The organism is Deinococcus cellulosilyticus NBRC 106333 = KACC 11606 (assembly GCF_007990775.1).
GTDB lineage: Bacteria > Deinococcota > Deinococci > Deinococcales > Deinococcaceae > Deinococcus_C > Deinococcus_C cellulosilyticus.
In genome coordinates this window covers 12616-28263 of sequence record NZ_BJXB01000011.1, presented here as the reverse complement: position 1 = coordinate 28263, position 15648 = coordinate 12616, and the positions used below count along the sequence as shown (strand labels likewise).

Genomic DNA, 15648 nt, shown 5'->3' with positions numbered 1-15648 from the left:
GGGTCATTTCTGTGCGGTGGTCAGTCTGGGAACCATCAGGATGGCATTCGGCACAGGTCTGGACCATGTGCGGTTCAGGAACCCTCCAGAGACAAACACTGTGGCACTCGTTCCACTGTCCAGGCGCATGGCCTCTTTCAGACCTGCTTTGAGGAGAGCCCGGGCGAAGTCTTCTGGAGTGCCCCACTTCAGGTAGGCAAAGACGTAATCTCCAGCAGAGGTGGTCCCAAAGGCCACCTGACGGGTGGGTCTCCAGACGCTGGTCTTCACATCGAAATCTTCCTGGGCGGCATTCACAGCGTACTGGCCTTCACGGACCAGCATGGGACCTGCAGCCAGCACATCACGGGCGGTGGTCCAGCTGTCATCGGCCCAGGCCACGCTCACCCCGACAGGGGCTCCAACCACGGTGGGCAAAAAGGGATATTTTTCGGGCTGGAAGGTGATGGTGAGCTCCCCCTCTGCAGCTTTGAAGGCAGATGTGCTCACACGGGTGACCACCCCATCTTGCACGGTGAGGGTCACGTGATTTTTACCGCCCACCACATGCTTGTCATCCCCGACAAACAGGGTCAGCCAGCCATCTCTGGGACTGGAGCGCACCGAGTTGACCCGGCCCTGGCCCTGAGGGGTGGTCAGGGTGTATCTGGCCTTGGGGATGCCCCACATCAGGTCTCCGGTGGGGGTGAAACCAACAGCAGAGCGTTTCTCCAGGCCGCCAAACAGCAGACGACCATCGCGGACCACCATGTCCACAGGGAAACCGGTTTTCATGTCGAAGTAACCGCCATTGATGCCTGCCACAGCCTGTCCCTGCTTCACAAAAGTTTCCACCCCTTGCAGGAAACCAGAGGTGAGTTTCGGCTGGAACTGGCTTTTCTTGAAGACCAGCAGTTCCAGATCTCCCAGTTTCTGGTAGGTCACGCCTGCAGGCAGGTTGGACAGGTTGGGAAAGGGAGGCAGCACCGGACGCACGTACTGGAAAACATCAATGACCACCCTGGGTGGGTTCTGCAAGGGGAAGACTTTCATATCGGCATCTTTTGAGAGGGTAAGGGTGGCCTGCATGCCCTGATGGTTCTGCTCCACCCGGATGCCCTTCACCCCTTTAGAACCTGAAATGGCCTGAGCAAGCCCCTGCCCCTGGGCACCCACCAGGGTGATTTTGTTGTCCTTGACCTCGTATTGAATGGGCATATTGAGGTCCAGCACAATGCGGGTGCGCTCGGTGTACTCCTCGGTCTGGACGCTGTGCCGGATGCCCTGAAAAGCAGGGATCACAGGCTGGGGAACTTCAACGGTCGGACCTGTGTTGACTGGAGGCTGTACAGGCTGAGGATTCTGGATGGCTGCCTCCACCTGAGGAACAGACACACCGGGCACAGCAGCATAATCGATCAGCTCTGGAAGGTTGTTCACCGCCCGGAAACCCAGGGCATCCATGATGGGGAGAGGCACATACCATCTCCCCTGCTCGAACAGCAGGCCTGGCAGGGAGGGAATGTCCCAGCCTGATCCACTTTTAAAAGTGATTTTGATGTTCTGAAAAGCAAGTTCGATGCGCTGGGCATCCTGGTTGATCTGTACACCCAGCAGAGCGAGTCCTTCCAGGGGAAGCACTTCCTGACCCTGCAGGGTGCGGGTGTCGATTCGGACATTCTGACCCGCCACATAAACGGGACGGGCCAGGACAGAACCCATGGAAAGCAGCAGAACAACAGCAAAAACCCTGGAGCGCATAACATCCCAAATGTAAGGGTTTTGTGGCAGCTCTGGGTGAGATCCCACAATGATTAAGACCACAACCTGAAAACCTGCCTCCAGGCAACAGTCACACTTATGTAACATAAACCACAATATCTGGTTACAATAAAAACACCTTATGAAACGCGCTCTGATGTTTCCCATGCTGGGCCTGCTGCTCGGGGCCTGCAACACACTGAACACTGCTCCTGCAAACCCAGGTCAGGGAGTGGTTGCTCAGGCATGCACTTATTCCCTGTCTTTCACCCCTGCTTCTTACAAAACGGGCTTCACCAATGAAGCCAACCCGAACAGTGGCCTGTACGAGTGGTTCGGGACGGAGTTCAATCCCATCACCCCCTCTGGTCAGCAGCATCACGCAGCCAAAGTGAATTACCGCCGTTACTCCTGGGACAGCTTCTACAACTTCTCCACCGGGCAGTACGACTTTTCCTGGCTGGGCACGGTGATTGGGTGGGCCAGAACCCGGGGCCAGAAACTGGCGTTCCGCATTCAACCGATGGGTGATCCCCTCGAACCCGATCCAGCCAACCGCTCTTACCTGCCCACCCATGTGGAACCTTACAGCACCCGGGTGACTTACCCGTCCACGGGAACCCCCCAGGTGGATGTGGTGGTGCCCAACTGGAATGATCCCACCTTCCTGGCCCTCTACAACGACTTTTACCAGAAGCTGCGGGATTACCTGATCCAGACCAACTCGGCAAAAGACATTGCCTTTGTGGACATTGGCACCTACGGTTTCTGGGGAGAATGGCACCTGTGGACCGGAACCCCCGCTGTTCTGCCCGAAGCCACACCAGACACCCAGAAGAAGCTGGTGGACATCGTCACCGACAACCTGATGGGCCTGGGTTTCCCCCTGGTGATGATGAGCGACGGCAAAGACGCCCTTCCTTACGCCCTCGCCAAATCCAGCCAGATTGGCTGGCGCAGGGACTCGCTGGGCTGGGACCACTTCAGTGGAGGCCTGAGCAGCAGTTATGATGCAGCTTTCATCGAGAACACCCTGAAAACCCGTTACCTGACCGCCCCGGTGGTGGCTGAGTTTGCACAGGTTCTGAATCAGCCTGGAAGGGACCGTCCGAACTTCTTCACCCGTGCCCTGAATGATGTGAAAACCTACCACATCACCACAGTCAGCAACGGGAACACCACCCTGAGCTGGACGAGCCTGACCAGCACCGAACAGACCCAGGTGAACACCATCCACAAAACCGCAGGCCTGTGGCCCAGACTGCTGAAGAGCACCGTGGGCACCAACTGCACCGATCAATTGAACGTGACGCTTTCCCTGCAGAACACCGGGAGTGCTCCGGCTTACGAAACCTGGAATGCCACTTACCTGCTGCAGAACACCGGAGGCAAAACCTTCACCCTGCCCGCCACCACACTTGACTTGCGGAACTGGAATCCAGCGAGCAGCAAGGATGTCCTGAACACCCTCAGCCTGCCTGCCACCCTGTCTTCTGGGAAATACAAACTTTATGTGACCTTCAAAGACAGCCTGAATGTGCTGCCGTTGCCGTTGGTCATGGCGGGTCCCACCCGGGACAGTGCAGGGAAACTCCTGCTGGGAACGGTGAACCTCTCCAGACTGGTGCCTGAAAAAGCACTAGTCACACCTGAAGGTGTCCACATCGACCTCTAAATCCTCTCCCCAGCTCAAAACCTGTCCCGAGCGTTCCAGATGGTAATTCTGAAAACGCTCGGGATTTCTCAAGGGGGCAAAGAGCAAGCCTTCTCGAAGCCAGGAAACCAGATTGACCCTGAGCTGGACGCCATCGGTGTAATGAAGCCTGAGACTGTAAGGTGGAATGTAATCCACGCGCTGAACACGGTACAACATGCCTCAGGTTACGTCCGATGCCCAGAAACCACATCAGCATATTCACATTCATGCTCTAAGCTATTTGTCGTGCTGCTCGCCCTGATCCTGTTCCTGGTTACACTTGCATTGGTCATCCTTCAACCCTTCAAACTCTCCATTGGCTGGAGTGCCTCCATCGGTGCAGCCATTGCCCTCCTGCTTGGCCTGGTGACCCTGCAGGACGTGCAGACCGTGTGGGGACTGATCTGGAACGCCACCATCACCTTCATTGCCCTGATCGTCATCAGCATGCTGCTGGACGAGGCCGGATTTTTCAGGTGGGCCGCCCTGCATGTGAGCCGCTGGGGAAAAGGCAGCGGGAGACGCCTCTTTGTGCTGATGGTGGTGCTTGGAGCCGTGGTCACCAGTGTTTTTGCCAACGATGGAGCCGCACTGATCCTCACCCCGATCATGCTGGAAATCCTGTTTGCACTGGGATTCACAGGAGTCACCGCTCTGGCCTTCGTGATGGCTGTCGGATTCATTGCAGATGCCACGAGCCTCCCCCTGATCATCTCGAATTTGACCAACATCATCACCGCCGATTACTTCTCAATCAGCTTCGAACAGTACGCCAGTGTGATGTTCTGGGTGAATCTGGCCTCCCTGGCAGGCAGTCTGGGATTGCTCTACTGGATTTACCGCAAAAGCATCCCTGCACGTTACGACATGCAGAACCTGCCTGACCCTCAAAGTGCCATTCGCAGCAGAGGGGTGTTTCTGTCTGGCTGGGCGGTGCTGCTGGTGCTGCTGGTTGGTTATTTCAGTGCAGAACGGTTTCACATTCCAGTGAGTTTCATCACAGTGGCAGGAGCAATCTGGCTTTGGATTGTGGCTGGAAGGTCACGGAATCTCAGCACCCGCAAAGTCCTGAAAAGCGCCCCCTGGCACATCGTGATTTTCAGCCTGGGCATGTATCTGGTGGTCTACGGCCTGAAAAACCAGGGCCTCACCGACCTGATCAGCCGACTGCTGGAACAGATGGGCTCAAACCTGTGGACGGGGACTCTGGGCGCAGGTTTCCTGATCGCCCTGCTCTCCAGCCTGATGAACAACCTCCCCACCGTCTTGATCGGCGCCCTCTCCATCGATGGTGCACAGGTGTCACAGACAGTCAAAGAAGGCATGATCTACGCCAACGTGGTCGGCAGCGATCTGGGGCCGAAAATCACCCCCATTGGCAGCCTCGCCACCCTGCTGTGGATGCATGTGCTGTCCCAGAAGGGCATTCAGGTGACCTGGGGGTACTACTTCCGCATTGGGATTCTGCTGACGCTTCCGGTGCTGCTCCTGACACTGGTGGTGCTGGTGGTGGTGCTGCAGTAGATCCCCCCGCGTATCGCTGACGCTCTGCGGTCCCCCTTAAGGAAAGGGGGTTGGTGGACAACTCAATTGGAGACCATCCCAGACAAGAAACGATCCCCCTTCGTCAAGGGGGACAGTTTCGAGCAGAGCGAGAAGCAGGGGGATCTTTTACCGCTTCATTGGAATCAGACTCAGAACAACCACCATTCCCAGCAGACTGAGGATCAGACCAGCGTTCCCGGTCCACAGGAACACCGCCGGAGTGAGTGCACTGACCACTGCGGGAACCAGATAGGCACTGCCCAGTGCACGGAAAGCGACCACAGCGCCCAGACTCAGGGCAAGCAGCACGGCGATGGCTGCAGGCAGGTAAGTGACCAGATAAGTCCCGAAAACAGCTGCGAGGGTCAGGCCCATCACCGCAAAAACCAGACCCAGCAGGGGCACACGGCGGTTTTTCAGCAGGCTCAGGAAGACCACCCAGCCCAGCAGCATCAGCAGGCTGATTGGTACGAAACTGAACACCTTGATGAGGGTTTCGCGGATGGCCACACCAGAGAAGGCCAGCACGATGCTCTGGGCGGTGATGATGTTTTTCAGGTCCCAGGTGTAACAGTTGCCTCCCTGACTGGTGGGATACAGGCTTCCGGTCTGAAATTTGGTGGTCTGGTCGGAAGTGACCACCAGTTTGAAGGACTTGATGGGTTCACGTTTGTTGCTGAGTTCGTAGCGCCACATGCGGGAACCCTGGTTCTTGTATTTGACGTTGACGGTGATCTTCTGGCCGGGCGTGACTTCTCCCTGCCAGAGGTAGCCCTCATTGAGGTTGGCAAGCTCGTAATTCTGTCCATTCACGGTCATCTGGAAGTCTTTGAGGGTGCCAGAGCCGTAGGGCAGCGGGAAATTGAAGCGGGCTGCGGTGGTCTCGTTCAGTGGATTCACAAACACGTAGGTGCCATCGAAAGAAGCATTGTAATAGGAGCGTTTGCTGTCCGAACTCTGGATGAACCCCAGGTCCACCTTGATGTCGGTGCTTTCCAGGGCAATGGGTTCTTCGGTGATCTGGGTGGCTTCACGGGTGAGGACCACATTGCGACCACTGCGGCGGAACTGGTCGCTCAGTCGGGTGATGTTTTCGGTGGTGGGATCAGGAAGGTAAGGGGTCAGGACCTCTGCTCCATCCACCCCGATCTGCTCCAGGATGTCTGGAGGGAGGATCAGGTTGCGGGTGTAGGTGCGTTCCTGCAGGTAGCTGGCGTAAGGGCTGTACTGGGTGGTGTCTCCGGCAGCAGGCATTTCGGTGCTGGAGAAGGTGGCACTTTCCCGGTGCATCAGGCGCACATTCAGGTCATTTCTGAGCATGCCCAGTCCGAGCCACGACACCCAGAGCACAACAGCCAGAACAATGCCCAGACCCACCGGACTGAACAGGGGTCTGAAGCTGCTGCCGATCTTGCGCAGGGCGTCCCGATCCACGCGGGTGACAATCCAGGCAAAAATTCCAATCACAAGCGCAACCCCGAGCAGAACGATGAAAATCCAGAAGGCATTCTGCAGGAGCATGCCCCAGAGGTGTTGCAGCAGGTCTTTAAGTTGTTCAATCATGATTTCATGTTAGGCCATTTTGTTTTTAATGGATATGACGAAAATAAGTCTGGGGTTTAAAACAATGAGAGGGCTTTCGGCTTGATTTTCTGGATTTTAAGCCTATAATTGTGGTGCTGACTTTTAAATTTCACACAAAAAGACAACTTCATGGTCGGGTGTAACACCCTGCGGTTAAAATGACCTCATGACTGGAACCGAACAGACAACGTTGCAGATGGGTTTCATAGGCCTGGGCCACATGGGTGAACCGATGGCCCTCAACCTTGTCCGGGCCGGGCTTCCCCTGCTGGTGTGGAACCGCACCCCTGCCAAGGCCCAGATTCTGGAAACTGCAGGAGCCACAGTGGCTGACAGCCCTGCTGACGTTTTCAGGCAATCTTCGGTGATCGTCCTGATGCTGGCCGATGAAGCTTCCATGGACCAGATTCTGGAACGGGGCACCCCTGCCTTCGCAGAACACCTGAAAGGCCGCATTCTGGTTCACATGGGAACCACGTCTCCTGAATACTCCAGAGGTCTGGAGGCCGATGTGAAAGCTGCAGGAGGACAGTATGTGGAGGCTCCTGTCTCGGGCTCTCGTGTCCCTGCAGAGAAAGCACAACTGGTCACCATGCTTGCTGGAACACCTGAGGCAGTGGGAACCGTCAAACCCCTGCTCAAACCCCTGTGCCGGGAAATGGTGGACTGTGGCCCGGTCCCGAATGCCCTTCTGATGAAGCTTTCGGTGAACCTGTTCCTGATCACCCTGGTCACAGGCCTCACCGAGGCGTACCACTTTGCACAGCAGCAAGGGCTCGACACCGAACTGTTCACACAGGTGCTGGCTGCAGGACCCATGAGCAGCGATGTCTCGAAAATCAAGGCCAGCAAACTGGTCAAACAGGATTTCTCGGTGCAGGCCTCCATTGCAGATGTGTTCAAAAACAACCGTCTGGTCGCAGAGGCCGCACGCAAAGCAGGCATTGCATCTCCCCTGCTGGACGTGTGTCATGCCCTTTACGGGGAAACGCTCCAGCTGGGTTTTGGAGGGCTGGACATGGCTGCCGTGGTCAAAGCCATCGAAAACCGCACAGAGCATGTGAATGCCGTGTCCAATGTGGATTGACGCCCTGATGCAAACACAAAACAGACATCCAAAAAAGGGTAGGGGTGGGCCGCTGGCTCACCCCTACCCCATGCATGTTCAGATTTACCGCATCATCACCGCAGGTTTGGCTCCCGAGATGATCATGCCCAGCACCTCGTCCTGCGTGACATCCTGGGTGCGGACGGTGCCGACCAGTTTGCCGTTTTTCATCACGCTGACCCGGTCGGAGAGGTCGAACACGTCGTGCATGTCGTGGGAGATCAGGAAAATGCCGACCCCTTCGGATTTGAGGGCTTTGATCAGTTCGCCCACCTGACGGGTTTCCTGGGGACCCAGTGCTGCAGTGGGTTCGTCCATGATCAGGACTCTGGCTTTGAAGTAGATGGCCCGGGCAATGGCGATGGCCTGCCTCTGCCCGCCCGAGAAGGTCAGCACGGGTTTTTTGAGGGTGGGGAGGTGGACTTTCAGGCGGTCCAGCACCTGTCTCGCTTCGTATTCCATGTGGTCTTCATCCAAAGTGGGGCCTTTGAGAAGTTCACGGCCTAAAAAGATGTTGGCGGCCACATCGAGGTTGTCTGCCAGAGCGAGGTTCTGGTAGATGGTCTCGATGCCGTAACGCTGGGCGTCTTTGGGGCTGCGGATGTGGGCTTCCTGACCGTTCACCAGGATCTTTCCGGAATCTGCAGTGTAGGCCCCGGAGAGGATCTTGATCAGGGTGCTTTTGCCTGCCCCGTTGTGCCCAAGAAGGCCAACCACTTCACCGGGCATCAGGTCCACGCTGACATCGTCGAGGGATTGCACCCCTCCGAAGCGCTTGCTGATGTTTTGCATTTCCACAAGCTTCTGCATGGTCACTTCACCCGGTTCCTGTTGTAAAGCACATCGAGCCAGACAGCCAGAATGAGGACTCCTCCTTGCACCACATTCTGCCATGCGGTCTGCAGGTCCATCAGGCCCATGCCGTTTGCAAGGCTCGACATCAGGAGGGCACCGAGCATGGCTCCGGTGATGGTTCCGACCCCACCTGCCAGCGACGTCCCACCGATCACTGCGGCAGCAATCACGCTGAGTTCTGCCAGGGTTCCGGTGGAGTTGGTGCCTGCATTCAGTCGGGCGGTCTGGATGGCCCCGGCCAGTCCTGCAAGGACACCCATCAGGGCGAAGATCTGCACGGTGAGCATGCGGGTGTTGATCCCGGCCAGACGTGCAGCCTCAGGGTTGCCCCCGAAGGCGAACACGTAACGGCCAAAGCGGGTGTAACGCACCACCCAGGTCATGATCCCAATCACCAGCAAGGTGATCAAAACAGGAACGGGCATGCCTCTGGCAATGTCTGTCTGTGGATAGGTGTAACCGTTCATCACCAGTGTGAATCCCAGAATCAGCAGCAGGCTGATCAGGGTCACCACGGCCTGCGCCCACACCGGACGGGTGGCGAGGCCTCTGGACTGGCGTTTGCGGTGACCGGAGATGTCTCCACCCAGCACAGCCAGCATGGCAAAAAGGCCCAGCGTCCAGGTCCAGGGTCCACCGATGGAACCATTGAGGCCCCCACCAAGCACCTGAAAATGCTCGGTGAGCGGGGCGATGGTCTGGCCTTCGGTGAGAATCCATGCTCCAGAACGATAAATGAGGAGTCCCCCCAGGGTGATGATGAAACTCGGCACCCCCAGGTAGGCCACAAAATATCCCTGCACAGCACCCAGCAAGAGGCCCAGCAAAAGGCCCAGCAGCAGGGTCACAATGGCATTCCAGGGGTCAGCAATCGGAAGGCGGGTGTTTGCAACGGCCATCACCATGCCTGCGAAACCCAGCATGCTGCCAATCGAGAGGTCGATGTTGCGGGTGACGATGATCAACACCATTCCGCCCACCATCACACCCACCACACTGGTCTGCACCGCGAGGTTCCACAGGTTGCGTGCCGTCAGGAACGTCTGGTCGGTCAGCAGGTGAAACCCAAGCCAGATCACCGCAATGGCGACCACCATGAACACCAGACGTCCATCCAGTTGCAGGCTGGACATGATGTTCTGGCGGTCCTGTTTTTCTACACTTCTCTGCATGTTGTCCTTTGAATCAGTTCCAGAGGGCTTTTCGTGCCGAAAAGCCAGGGGACGAATCCCTTGGCTTCAGTTCGGCATGTTTCAGATTTGAGCCTGGACGGGAGGAGGGATTATTTGCAGGCTGGGGGAATGCTCTTGCCGGTCACACCAGCGCACACTTCGGCTTTGGTGGCCCATTTGGCGTCGATGATCACGTTCAGGTTGTTCTTCTTGATCACCACAGGTTTCAGCAGGATGCTGCTCACGGAGACTTTCTTGGGGCCACCGTTGAAGGGTTTGGCTCCGGGGATCTTGTTGAGGGCGGTGCCTCCAGCGAGTTTCACTGCAATCTCGGCGGCTTTCTGACCGAGGGTGCGGGAGTCCTTCCAGACGGTTCCGGTTTGCAGGCCTTTGGCGATGCGGTTGAGGGCAGCTTTGTCGGCGTCCTGACCGGACACAGGCACCTTGCCCGCGAGACCCACACCACTGAGGGCGGCCACGGCACCGCCTGCGGTTCCGTCGTTGGAGGCGACCACAGCGTCCACCTTGTTGCCCTGGGCGGTGAGGATCTGCTCCATGTTGCGCTGGGCGACTTCAGGCTTCCAGCCTTCGGTGTACTGCTCTCCGACTTTCTTGATGGCTCCGGAGTCCATGGCTTTTTTCAGCACTTCCATCTGGCCCTGGAACAGAATGTCAGCGTTGGGGTCGGTGGGGCTTCCCTTGATGAAGACGTAGTTGCCTTTGGGTTTGGCACTGAGGATCATCTGGGCCTGCAGTTTGCCCACTTCTTTGTTGTCGAAGGAGATGTAGAAGGCACCTGCATCTTCAATCAGTCGGTCATAGGCAATCACAGGAATGCCTTCTGCTTTGGCCTTCTGGATGGCGGGCAGGATGGCGACGTTGTCCTGTGCGAGCACGATGAGAACGTTTGCGCCTTTGGTGATCAGGCCTTCGATGTCACTGATCTGTTTTTCGTTGCTGCTCTGGGCATCTGCGCTGATGTATTTTGCGCCCGTTTTGGCGAGTTCGGCTTTGATGGCGGCCTCATCGGTCTTCCAGCGTTCCTCCTGAAAGTTGGACCAGCTCACCCCGACGACCACATCTGCAGCGAGTGCAGAAGAGAATGCAGAAACACCAAGAGCACATGCAAGAAGCCAGGCTTTTTTCATACAACAACCTCCCCATCGAAGGGTTTTCCCTTCGTTTCCTTCTTTTCAATTGCGTTTCGTTTTGGAGTGTAAGCGCATTTGACAATTCTTGTCAATCACCATGCAGCTTGCAAAGGATATTCAGGGAGATGATTTCATTTTCACATCATGTAACATGTTTCAGTAACATATTACATCAGAAACATCCTGATCAAAAAAGATGTTTCAGCCGTGATTTGACCACAGAGAACAGTTTCTAACAACAGATAACTGTTACGATTTGAACTTTGTCAAAAGATGTATGGATGAGGATTTTTTTCAGGAAAATCCTGAAACGACTTTTGACAGCATCCAGGAAAGGAGAACATCGCCAAAACGACTGGCCAGGGCACAAACTGCAGGGAGAACAGATCTTGTGGGCAGAGAAAAGCTGAAGTGGATCAAATGTAAGTTACTAAAACTAACTATTCCTGTCAACGCCAAAATCTCCTGCAATCGGGGCAGAAGTCAGCCTCCCCCGGTGCCATTGGCAGATCCTGGAGCGCATTTCAGCGATACAGACAAAGAAAACGCCTCAGAAAATCCGATGAGCAAACTGGCATCAATCAAAAAACTCCCGTTTTACCCCATCCCTCAACACGAGAGATTGACAGACAGCAGGTTTGCCCCTACACTTTAGTTAGTCTTTCTAACTAATTCAGTCCCCGCCCCGGTCACCCCAGGTGGCCCCTTCAAGGAGAACCCATGACCCAGTACCAGCCCAAACCTGAACACAAATTCACCTTCGGCCTGTGGACCGTTGGCAATCCGGGCAGCGATCCCTTCGGAAGCGCCGTGCGTGAAACCATTTCTGCCCCTTACATCGTTGAAAAGCTGGCCGAACTGGGTGCATGGGGGGTCAACTTCCACGACAACGACCTGATCCCCGCAGACGCCACCCCTGAGCAGGAACGTCAGATCAAAAAAGATTTCCGCGCCGCTCTGGACGCCACCGGTCTGGTCGTGCCCATGGCCACCACCAACCTGTTCAAAGACCCCATCTTCCGTGATGGTGCGTTCACCAGTGCAGATGCCCGCGTGCGTGCCTATGCCATCCAGAAAACCATGAAAGCCATGGACCTGGGTGCAGAATTCGGCGCAGAAACCTACGTCTTCTGGGGTGGCCGCGAAGGCACCGAAGTGGACGCTGGAAGCCGCACCCTGGACGCCATGGCCTGGTTCCGCGAAGCCCTCAACTTCCTCGCTGAATACAACATTTCCCAGGGCTACAACTACAAATTCGCTCTGGAACCCAAGCCCAATGAACCCAGAGGGGACATCTTCCTGCCCACCGTGGGTGCTGCCCTTGGTTTCATTGCCACCCTGGACCACCCTGAAATGGTCGGCGTGAACCCCGAATTTGCCCACGACACCATGGCTGGCCTCAGCTTCCCCCACGCCATTGCACAGGCCATTGACGCTGGAAAACTCTTCCACGTGGACCTGAACGACCAGAAGATGGGCCGCTTCGACCAGGACCTGCGTTTCGGCAGCGAAAACTACAAATCTGCCTTCTACACCGTCAAACTCCTCGAAGACTCCGGCTACCAGGGTCCCCGTCACTTCGACGCCCACGCCCTGCGCACCGAAGACTACGACGGCGTCTGGGAATTCGCAAGAGGCTGCATGCGCACCTACCTGATCCTCAAGGACAAGGTCGAGCAGTACAACGCCGACGAGGAAATCCAGGCCGCTCTCGCCGAATACTTTGTCAAAGATGAAGCCCTGAGTGGCCTCACCGCCAGATTCAGCCCTGAAAATGCCCAGAAGCTGAAAGACACCAGCTTCGATCTCGACGGCATCCGCAGCAAGGGACGCGGTCTGGAGAAAATCGACCAGCTCACTGCTGAAGTGCTGCTCGGCGTCCGGGGCAAATAACCACAGCACTCCGGGAGGAGACCCTTCTCTTCAACGTCATCCCTCCTCCCTGTTGCCCCTTTCCACCCTCGAAATTCTTCCGGACCAGGGCCTCTCTCTCCCCCTGGTCCTTTTTTAATGGAGGCAACAATGGCTCAAGTGACCCTGGGTCTGGACTTAGGCACCTCTGGCGCACGCGTTCTGGCGGTCGATGCCACAGGCAAAATCATCGCAGAAGTCATCAAAACCCACCCCCTCTACACCCCCCAGCCTGGATGGACCGAACAGAACCCCCAGGAGTGGTGGGACTCTTCGATTTCTGCCCTGGGGGAAGTTGTGGAGCAACTTCCCGAAGGCACCGAAGTGCTGGCCCTGGGCCTCTCAGGCCAGATGCACGGGATGGTCGCTCTGGATGCTCAAGGGCAGGTGATCCGAAATGCACTCCTGTGGAACGACCAGCGCACCGGAAATGCCGTCGAGAAACTGAACAGCATCATCGGCAAGGACACTTTCATTGCCCGCACCGGAAACCCGGCCATCACCGGATTTCAACTTCCCAAAGTGATCTGGCTGCGAGATGAAGAACCCGAGAACTACGCAAAAGTGCGCCACATCCTGCTGCCCAAGGATTACATCTCCTACAGGCTCACCGGAGAGATGAGGGCAGAACCCAGTGACGCCTCTGGAACCAACTGCTTCCACCTTGCCAGCAAGCAGTGGGACGAAGACATCCTGGGTGCACTGGACATTCCTGTTTCCTATTTCCCAGAAGTGATTGCTTCTGATGATGTGGTGGGACGCCTCTCTGCAGAGGTCGCAAAACAGGTGGGCCTGCCCGCAGGCATTCCCGTGGTGGCAGGCGCAGGAGACAACGCTGCAGCGGCAACCGGCCTGAGAATCAGCCAGGACGACATCCACACCGGAACCCTCTCCCTGGGCTCCTCTGGCGTGATCTTCGCCCCCCTCACCGAGGCAAATCCTGATCCACAGGGCCGGGTGCACCTGTTCTGCCACGCAGATGGGGCCTACAATCTGCTCGGGGTGACCCTCAGTGCGGCCAGCAGTCTGCAATGGCTCAGAGACACCCTCTTTCCAAACCACGCCTTCACCCAGCTCACCGAAATGGCCGCCCAGAGCAAACCCGGAGCCAACGGCGTGACCTTCAAACCTTACCTCGCCGGAGAGCGCACCCCCCACCTGAACCCCAACCTGAGGGCTTCCCTCTCTGGATTGTCTCTTGCCAGCAATGCCAACGACATCGTGCGCTCTGTGCTGGAAGGGGTCGCTTTCTCCCTCAAAGACGCCCTGAACATCATCCAGCCCCTCACCCCCCTCAAGCAGGTCCTGGCCACAGGTGGCGGCTCCAAATCCGACCTGTGGGTGCAGATCCTGGCCGATGTGCTCGAAATTCCCGTGCTGAAACCCGCTTACGTGCAGGGAGCAGCTTACGGTGCAGCCCTGCTCGGGTTCAAAGTGGCCGGATTCCCCCTGCCTGAACGTGAACCTGCCGTACACACCACCCTGCCCCAGAATGCGGATGCTTATCGGGAAGGGTATGAGCGGTATGTGGGGTACATGGGGTAAGGGCAGAAGGCTGAAAGCAGAAGGCAGAAGGCTTTACTCTGCTCTTGCTCCAGCCAGGATATAAGCCTGAAGCTCAAGCCCGAGCCCATGTATCTTGCCTTCTGCTTCCCCATGCTAAAATTCCTCCACACAGGACCCAGACCATGAAACACGCAGGTGCCATTGCGGGCGATCAGGCCCTTCTCAAAAAACTCAACCGGATGGCCCTGCTGAGGACCATCCGGGAAACCCCTGGCCTGTCCCGTGCAGACCTGGCCAAAAAACTGGATCTGGCCAAACCCACCGTGAGCCAGCTCATTCAGGAGCTCGCAGAGGAAGGCTGGATTTTGCTGGGAAGCCAGGAGGCGTCCCGTGTGGGACGGCCTTCCCTGCCCATCCATTTCAACCACGATGGGCTCGCCCTGGTCGGGGTGGAACTGACCCCCCACCAGTTGAATCTGGTCGTGACCAACCCCCGGGGTGAAGTGCTGAAGGCAGAACAGGAACGCCACGCAGGAGGAGATCCCACCAGCGTGCTTTCCCAGACAGCAGCCCTGATGGTTCGTGCACTGGAACACTGCCAGACCGAGAAACGGCAGGTGGTGGGGGTCGGTCTGGGGCTTCCCGGCCCGGTGGACCCCAGAAGTGGAGTGCTGCTGTACGCACCCAACCTCGACTGGTCCAGTGTGCCGGTGCAGTCCTTTCTGGAGTCTGCCCTGAAACAGGCCGGGCAGGACGTGCTGCTCTACATCAACAACGAAGCCAAGACCGCAGCCATGAGCGAGTACATGTTCGGGAACCTGACCGATGTCGAGGACCTGATCTACCTGAGCCTCGGGGAAGGTCTGGGCTCAGGCTTTGTGCTGAAAAGAGACATCCTGCATGGCCGCAGTGGTTACGCCGGAGAGATCGGGCACACCATCTTGCAACCCGATCAGGGCAGGCGCTGCACCTGCGGAAAAACCGGATGTGCAGAAACCCTGATCAGTGTGCGTGCCCTCAGCCAGAGCCTGTTCGGACATGGGCAGGGCACCCTGAATGAAATCACCGAGGCCCTGCAGGTGCAGAACCCAGAAACCTTCAGTGCTGTCCACAGTTTCTCCCGGTATCTGGGCATCCTGATCAGCAACCTGCTCACCACCTTCAACCCCAGTCGGGTGGTGCTGGGAGGGCCCCTGATGGGCCTCTCAGAGCACTTCTGGGACAGCATGCTCAACGAGGTGCGCACCCGGACCCATCCCGGAATCTACACCGATCAGGTGATTGTGAAGTGCCGCTTTGAAGAACACGCCAGTGCCATCGGGGCTGCAGGAAGTGCTCTGCAGATGGCCCTGAATGTGCGGTCTCAGGTCTGAAGAAGCC

The 15648-nt window shown here is 57.0% G+C and carries 12 protein-coding genes; 6 read left to right on the top strand and 6 right to left on the bottom strand.

The annotated features are described in order from the left end of the window. Positions 1-3 precede the first annotated feature (3 nt). Positions 4-1701 (bottom strand): phosphodiester glycosidase family protein, encoded by a 1698-nt coding sequence (locus DC3_RS12855; RefSeq protein ID WP_186816011.1) that lies wholly within the window; start codon positions 1699-1701, stop codon positions 4-6. 181 nt (positions 1702-1882) lie between these two features. Here DC3_RS12855 and DC3_RS12850 point away from each other — a divergent pair, with 181 nt between their 5' ends. Next, entirely contained in the window at positions 1883-3415 is a 1533-nt protein-coding gene (locus DC3_RS12850) for a DUF4832 domain-containing protein (protein ID WP_146884895.1), read from the top strand. On the opposite strand, the gene DC3_RS12845 is transcribed toward DC3_RS12850, so the two are convergent. Next, complete coding sequence (locus tag DC3_RS12845) at positions 3380-3613, bottom strand: DUF2442 domain-containing protein (RefSeq protein WP_146884893.1); 234 nt, start codon at positions 3611-3613, stop codon at positions 3380-3382. The two genes, DC3_RS12850 and DC3_RS12845, sit on opposite strands and share 36 nt — an antisense overlap. Positions 3614-3682: 69 nt before the next feature. Here DC3_RS12845 and DC3_RS12840 point away from each other — a divergent pair, with 69 nt between their 5' ends. After that, positions 3683-4960, top strand: coding sequence for an arsenic transporter (locus tag DC3_RS12840; RefSeq protein ID WP_146884891.1), 1278 nt, complete (start codon positions 3683-3685; stop codon positions 4958-4960). 147 nt (positions 4961-5107) lie between these two features. On the opposite strand, the gene DC3_RS12835 is transcribed toward DC3_RS12840, so the two are convergent. After that, on the bottom strand, positions 5108-6544 hold the full coding sequence (locus DC3_RS12835; protein ID WP_146884890.1) for a hypothetical protein: 1437 nt from the start codon (positions 6542-6544) through the stop codon (positions 5108-5110). Positions 6545-6731: 187 nt separating this feature from the next. Here DC3_RS12835 and DC3_RS12830 point away from each other — a divergent pair, with 187 nt between their 5' ends. Continuing rightward, on the top strand, positions 6732-7652 hold the full coding sequence (locus DC3_RS12830; RefSeq protein ID WP_146884888.1) for an NAD(P)-dependent oxidoreductase: 921 nt from the start codon (positions 6732-6734) through the stop codon (positions 7650-7652). An 84-nt stretch (positions 7653-7736) separates the two neighbouring features. Here the strand turns inward: DC3_RS12830 and DC3_RS12825 are convergent, their stop codons facing one another. The 3 genes from DC3_RS12825 to xylF all read right to left on the bottom strand — a co-directional run bounded on the left by DC3_RS12825 (position 7737) and on the right by xylF (position 10848). Further along, on the bottom strand, positions 7737-8483 hold the full coding sequence (locus DC3_RS12825; RefSeq protein WP_246130657.1) for an ATP-binding cassette domain-containing protein: 747 nt from the start codon (positions 8481-8483) through the stop codon (positions 7737-7739). A gap of 2 nt (positions 8484-8485) precedes the next feature. After that, entirely contained in the window at positions 8486-9700 is a 1215-nt protein-coding gene (locus DC3_RS12820) for a sugar ABC transporter permease (RefSeq protein WP_146884886.1), read from the bottom strand. A gap of 110 nt (positions 9701-9810) precedes the next feature. Continuing rightward, positions 9811-10848, bottom strand: a complete 1038-nt coding sequence (gene xylF, locus DC3_RS12815) for a D-xylose ABC transporter substrate-binding protein (protein WP_146884884.1) — start codon at positions 10846-10848, stop codon at positions 9811-9813. Positions 10849-11571: 723 nt separating this feature from the next. Between xylF and xylA the strand changes: the two genes are divergently transcribed. The 3 genes from xylA to DC3_RS12800 all read left to right on the top strand — a co-directional run bounded on the left by xylA (position 11572) and on the right by DC3_RS12800 (position 15641). Then, on the top strand, positions 11572-12744 hold the full coding sequence (xylA, locus tag DC3_RS12810; RefSeq protein WP_146884882.1) for a xylose isomerase: 1173 nt from the start codon (positions 11572-11574) through the stop codon (positions 12742-12744). Between the two features lie 129 nt (positions 12745-12873). Continuing rightward, positions 12874-14307, top strand: a complete 1434-nt coding sequence (xylB, locus tag DC3_RS12805; RefSeq protein ID WP_146884880.1) for a xylulokinase — start codon at positions 12874-12876, stop codon at positions 14305-14307. Positions 14308-14450: 143 nt separating this feature from the next. Next, positions 14451-15641 carry an ROK family transcriptional regulator gene (locus DC3_RS12800; protein WP_146884878.1) on the top strand — a complete coding sequence of 397 codons (1191 nt, stop codon included), beginning with the start codon at positions 14451-14453 and terminating at the stop codon, positions 15639-15641. Positions 15642-15648: the final 7 nt, after the last annotated feature.

Bases quoted from the DNA above. Each gene is read 5' to 3' on its own strand.
- DC3_RS12825 (WP_246130657.1), bottom strand. From the start codon at position 8,483: ATGCAGAAGCTTGTGGAAATGCAAAACATCAGCAAGCGCTTCGGAGGG.
- DC3_RS12800 (WP_146884878.1), top strand. From the start codon at position 14,451: ATGAAACACGCAGGTGCCATTGCGGGCGATCAGGCCCTTCTCAAAAAA.
- DC3_RS12845 (WP_146884893.1), bottom strand. From the start codon at position 3,613: ATGTTGTACCGTGTTCAGCGCGTGGATTACATTCCACCTTACAGTCTC.
- DC3_RS12855 (WP_186816011.1), bottom strand. From the start codon at position 1,701: ATGGGTTCTGTCCTGGCCCGTCCCGTTTATGTGGCGGGTCAGAATGTC.
- xylB (WP_146884880.1), top strand. From the start codon at position 12,874: ATGGCTCAAGTGACCCTGGGTCTGGACTTAGGCACCTCTGGCGCACGC.
- DC3_RS12835 (WP_146884890.1), bottom strand. From the start codon at position 6,544: ATGATTGAACAACTTAAAGACCTGCTGCAACACCTCTGGGGCATGCTC.
- DC3_RS12820 (WP_146884886.1), bottom strand. From the start codon at position 9,700: ATGCAGAGAAGTGTAGAAAAACAGGACCGCCAGAACATCATGTCCAGC.
- xylA (WP_146884882.1), top strand. From the start codon at position 11,572: ATGACCCAGTACCAGCCCAAACCTGAACACAAATTCACCTTCGGCCTG.
- DC3_RS12830 (WP_146884888.1), top strand. From the start codon at position 6,732: ATGACTGGAACCGAACAGACAACGTTGCAGATGGGTTTCATAGGCCTG.
- DC3_RS12850 (WP_146884895.1), top strand. From the start codon at position 1,883: ATGAAACGCGCTCTGATGTTTCCCATGCTGGGCCTGCTGCTCGGGGCC.
- xylF (WP_146884884.1), bottom strand. From the start codon at position 10,848: ATGAAAAAAGCCTGGCTTCTTGCATGTGCTCTTGGTGTTTCTGCATTC.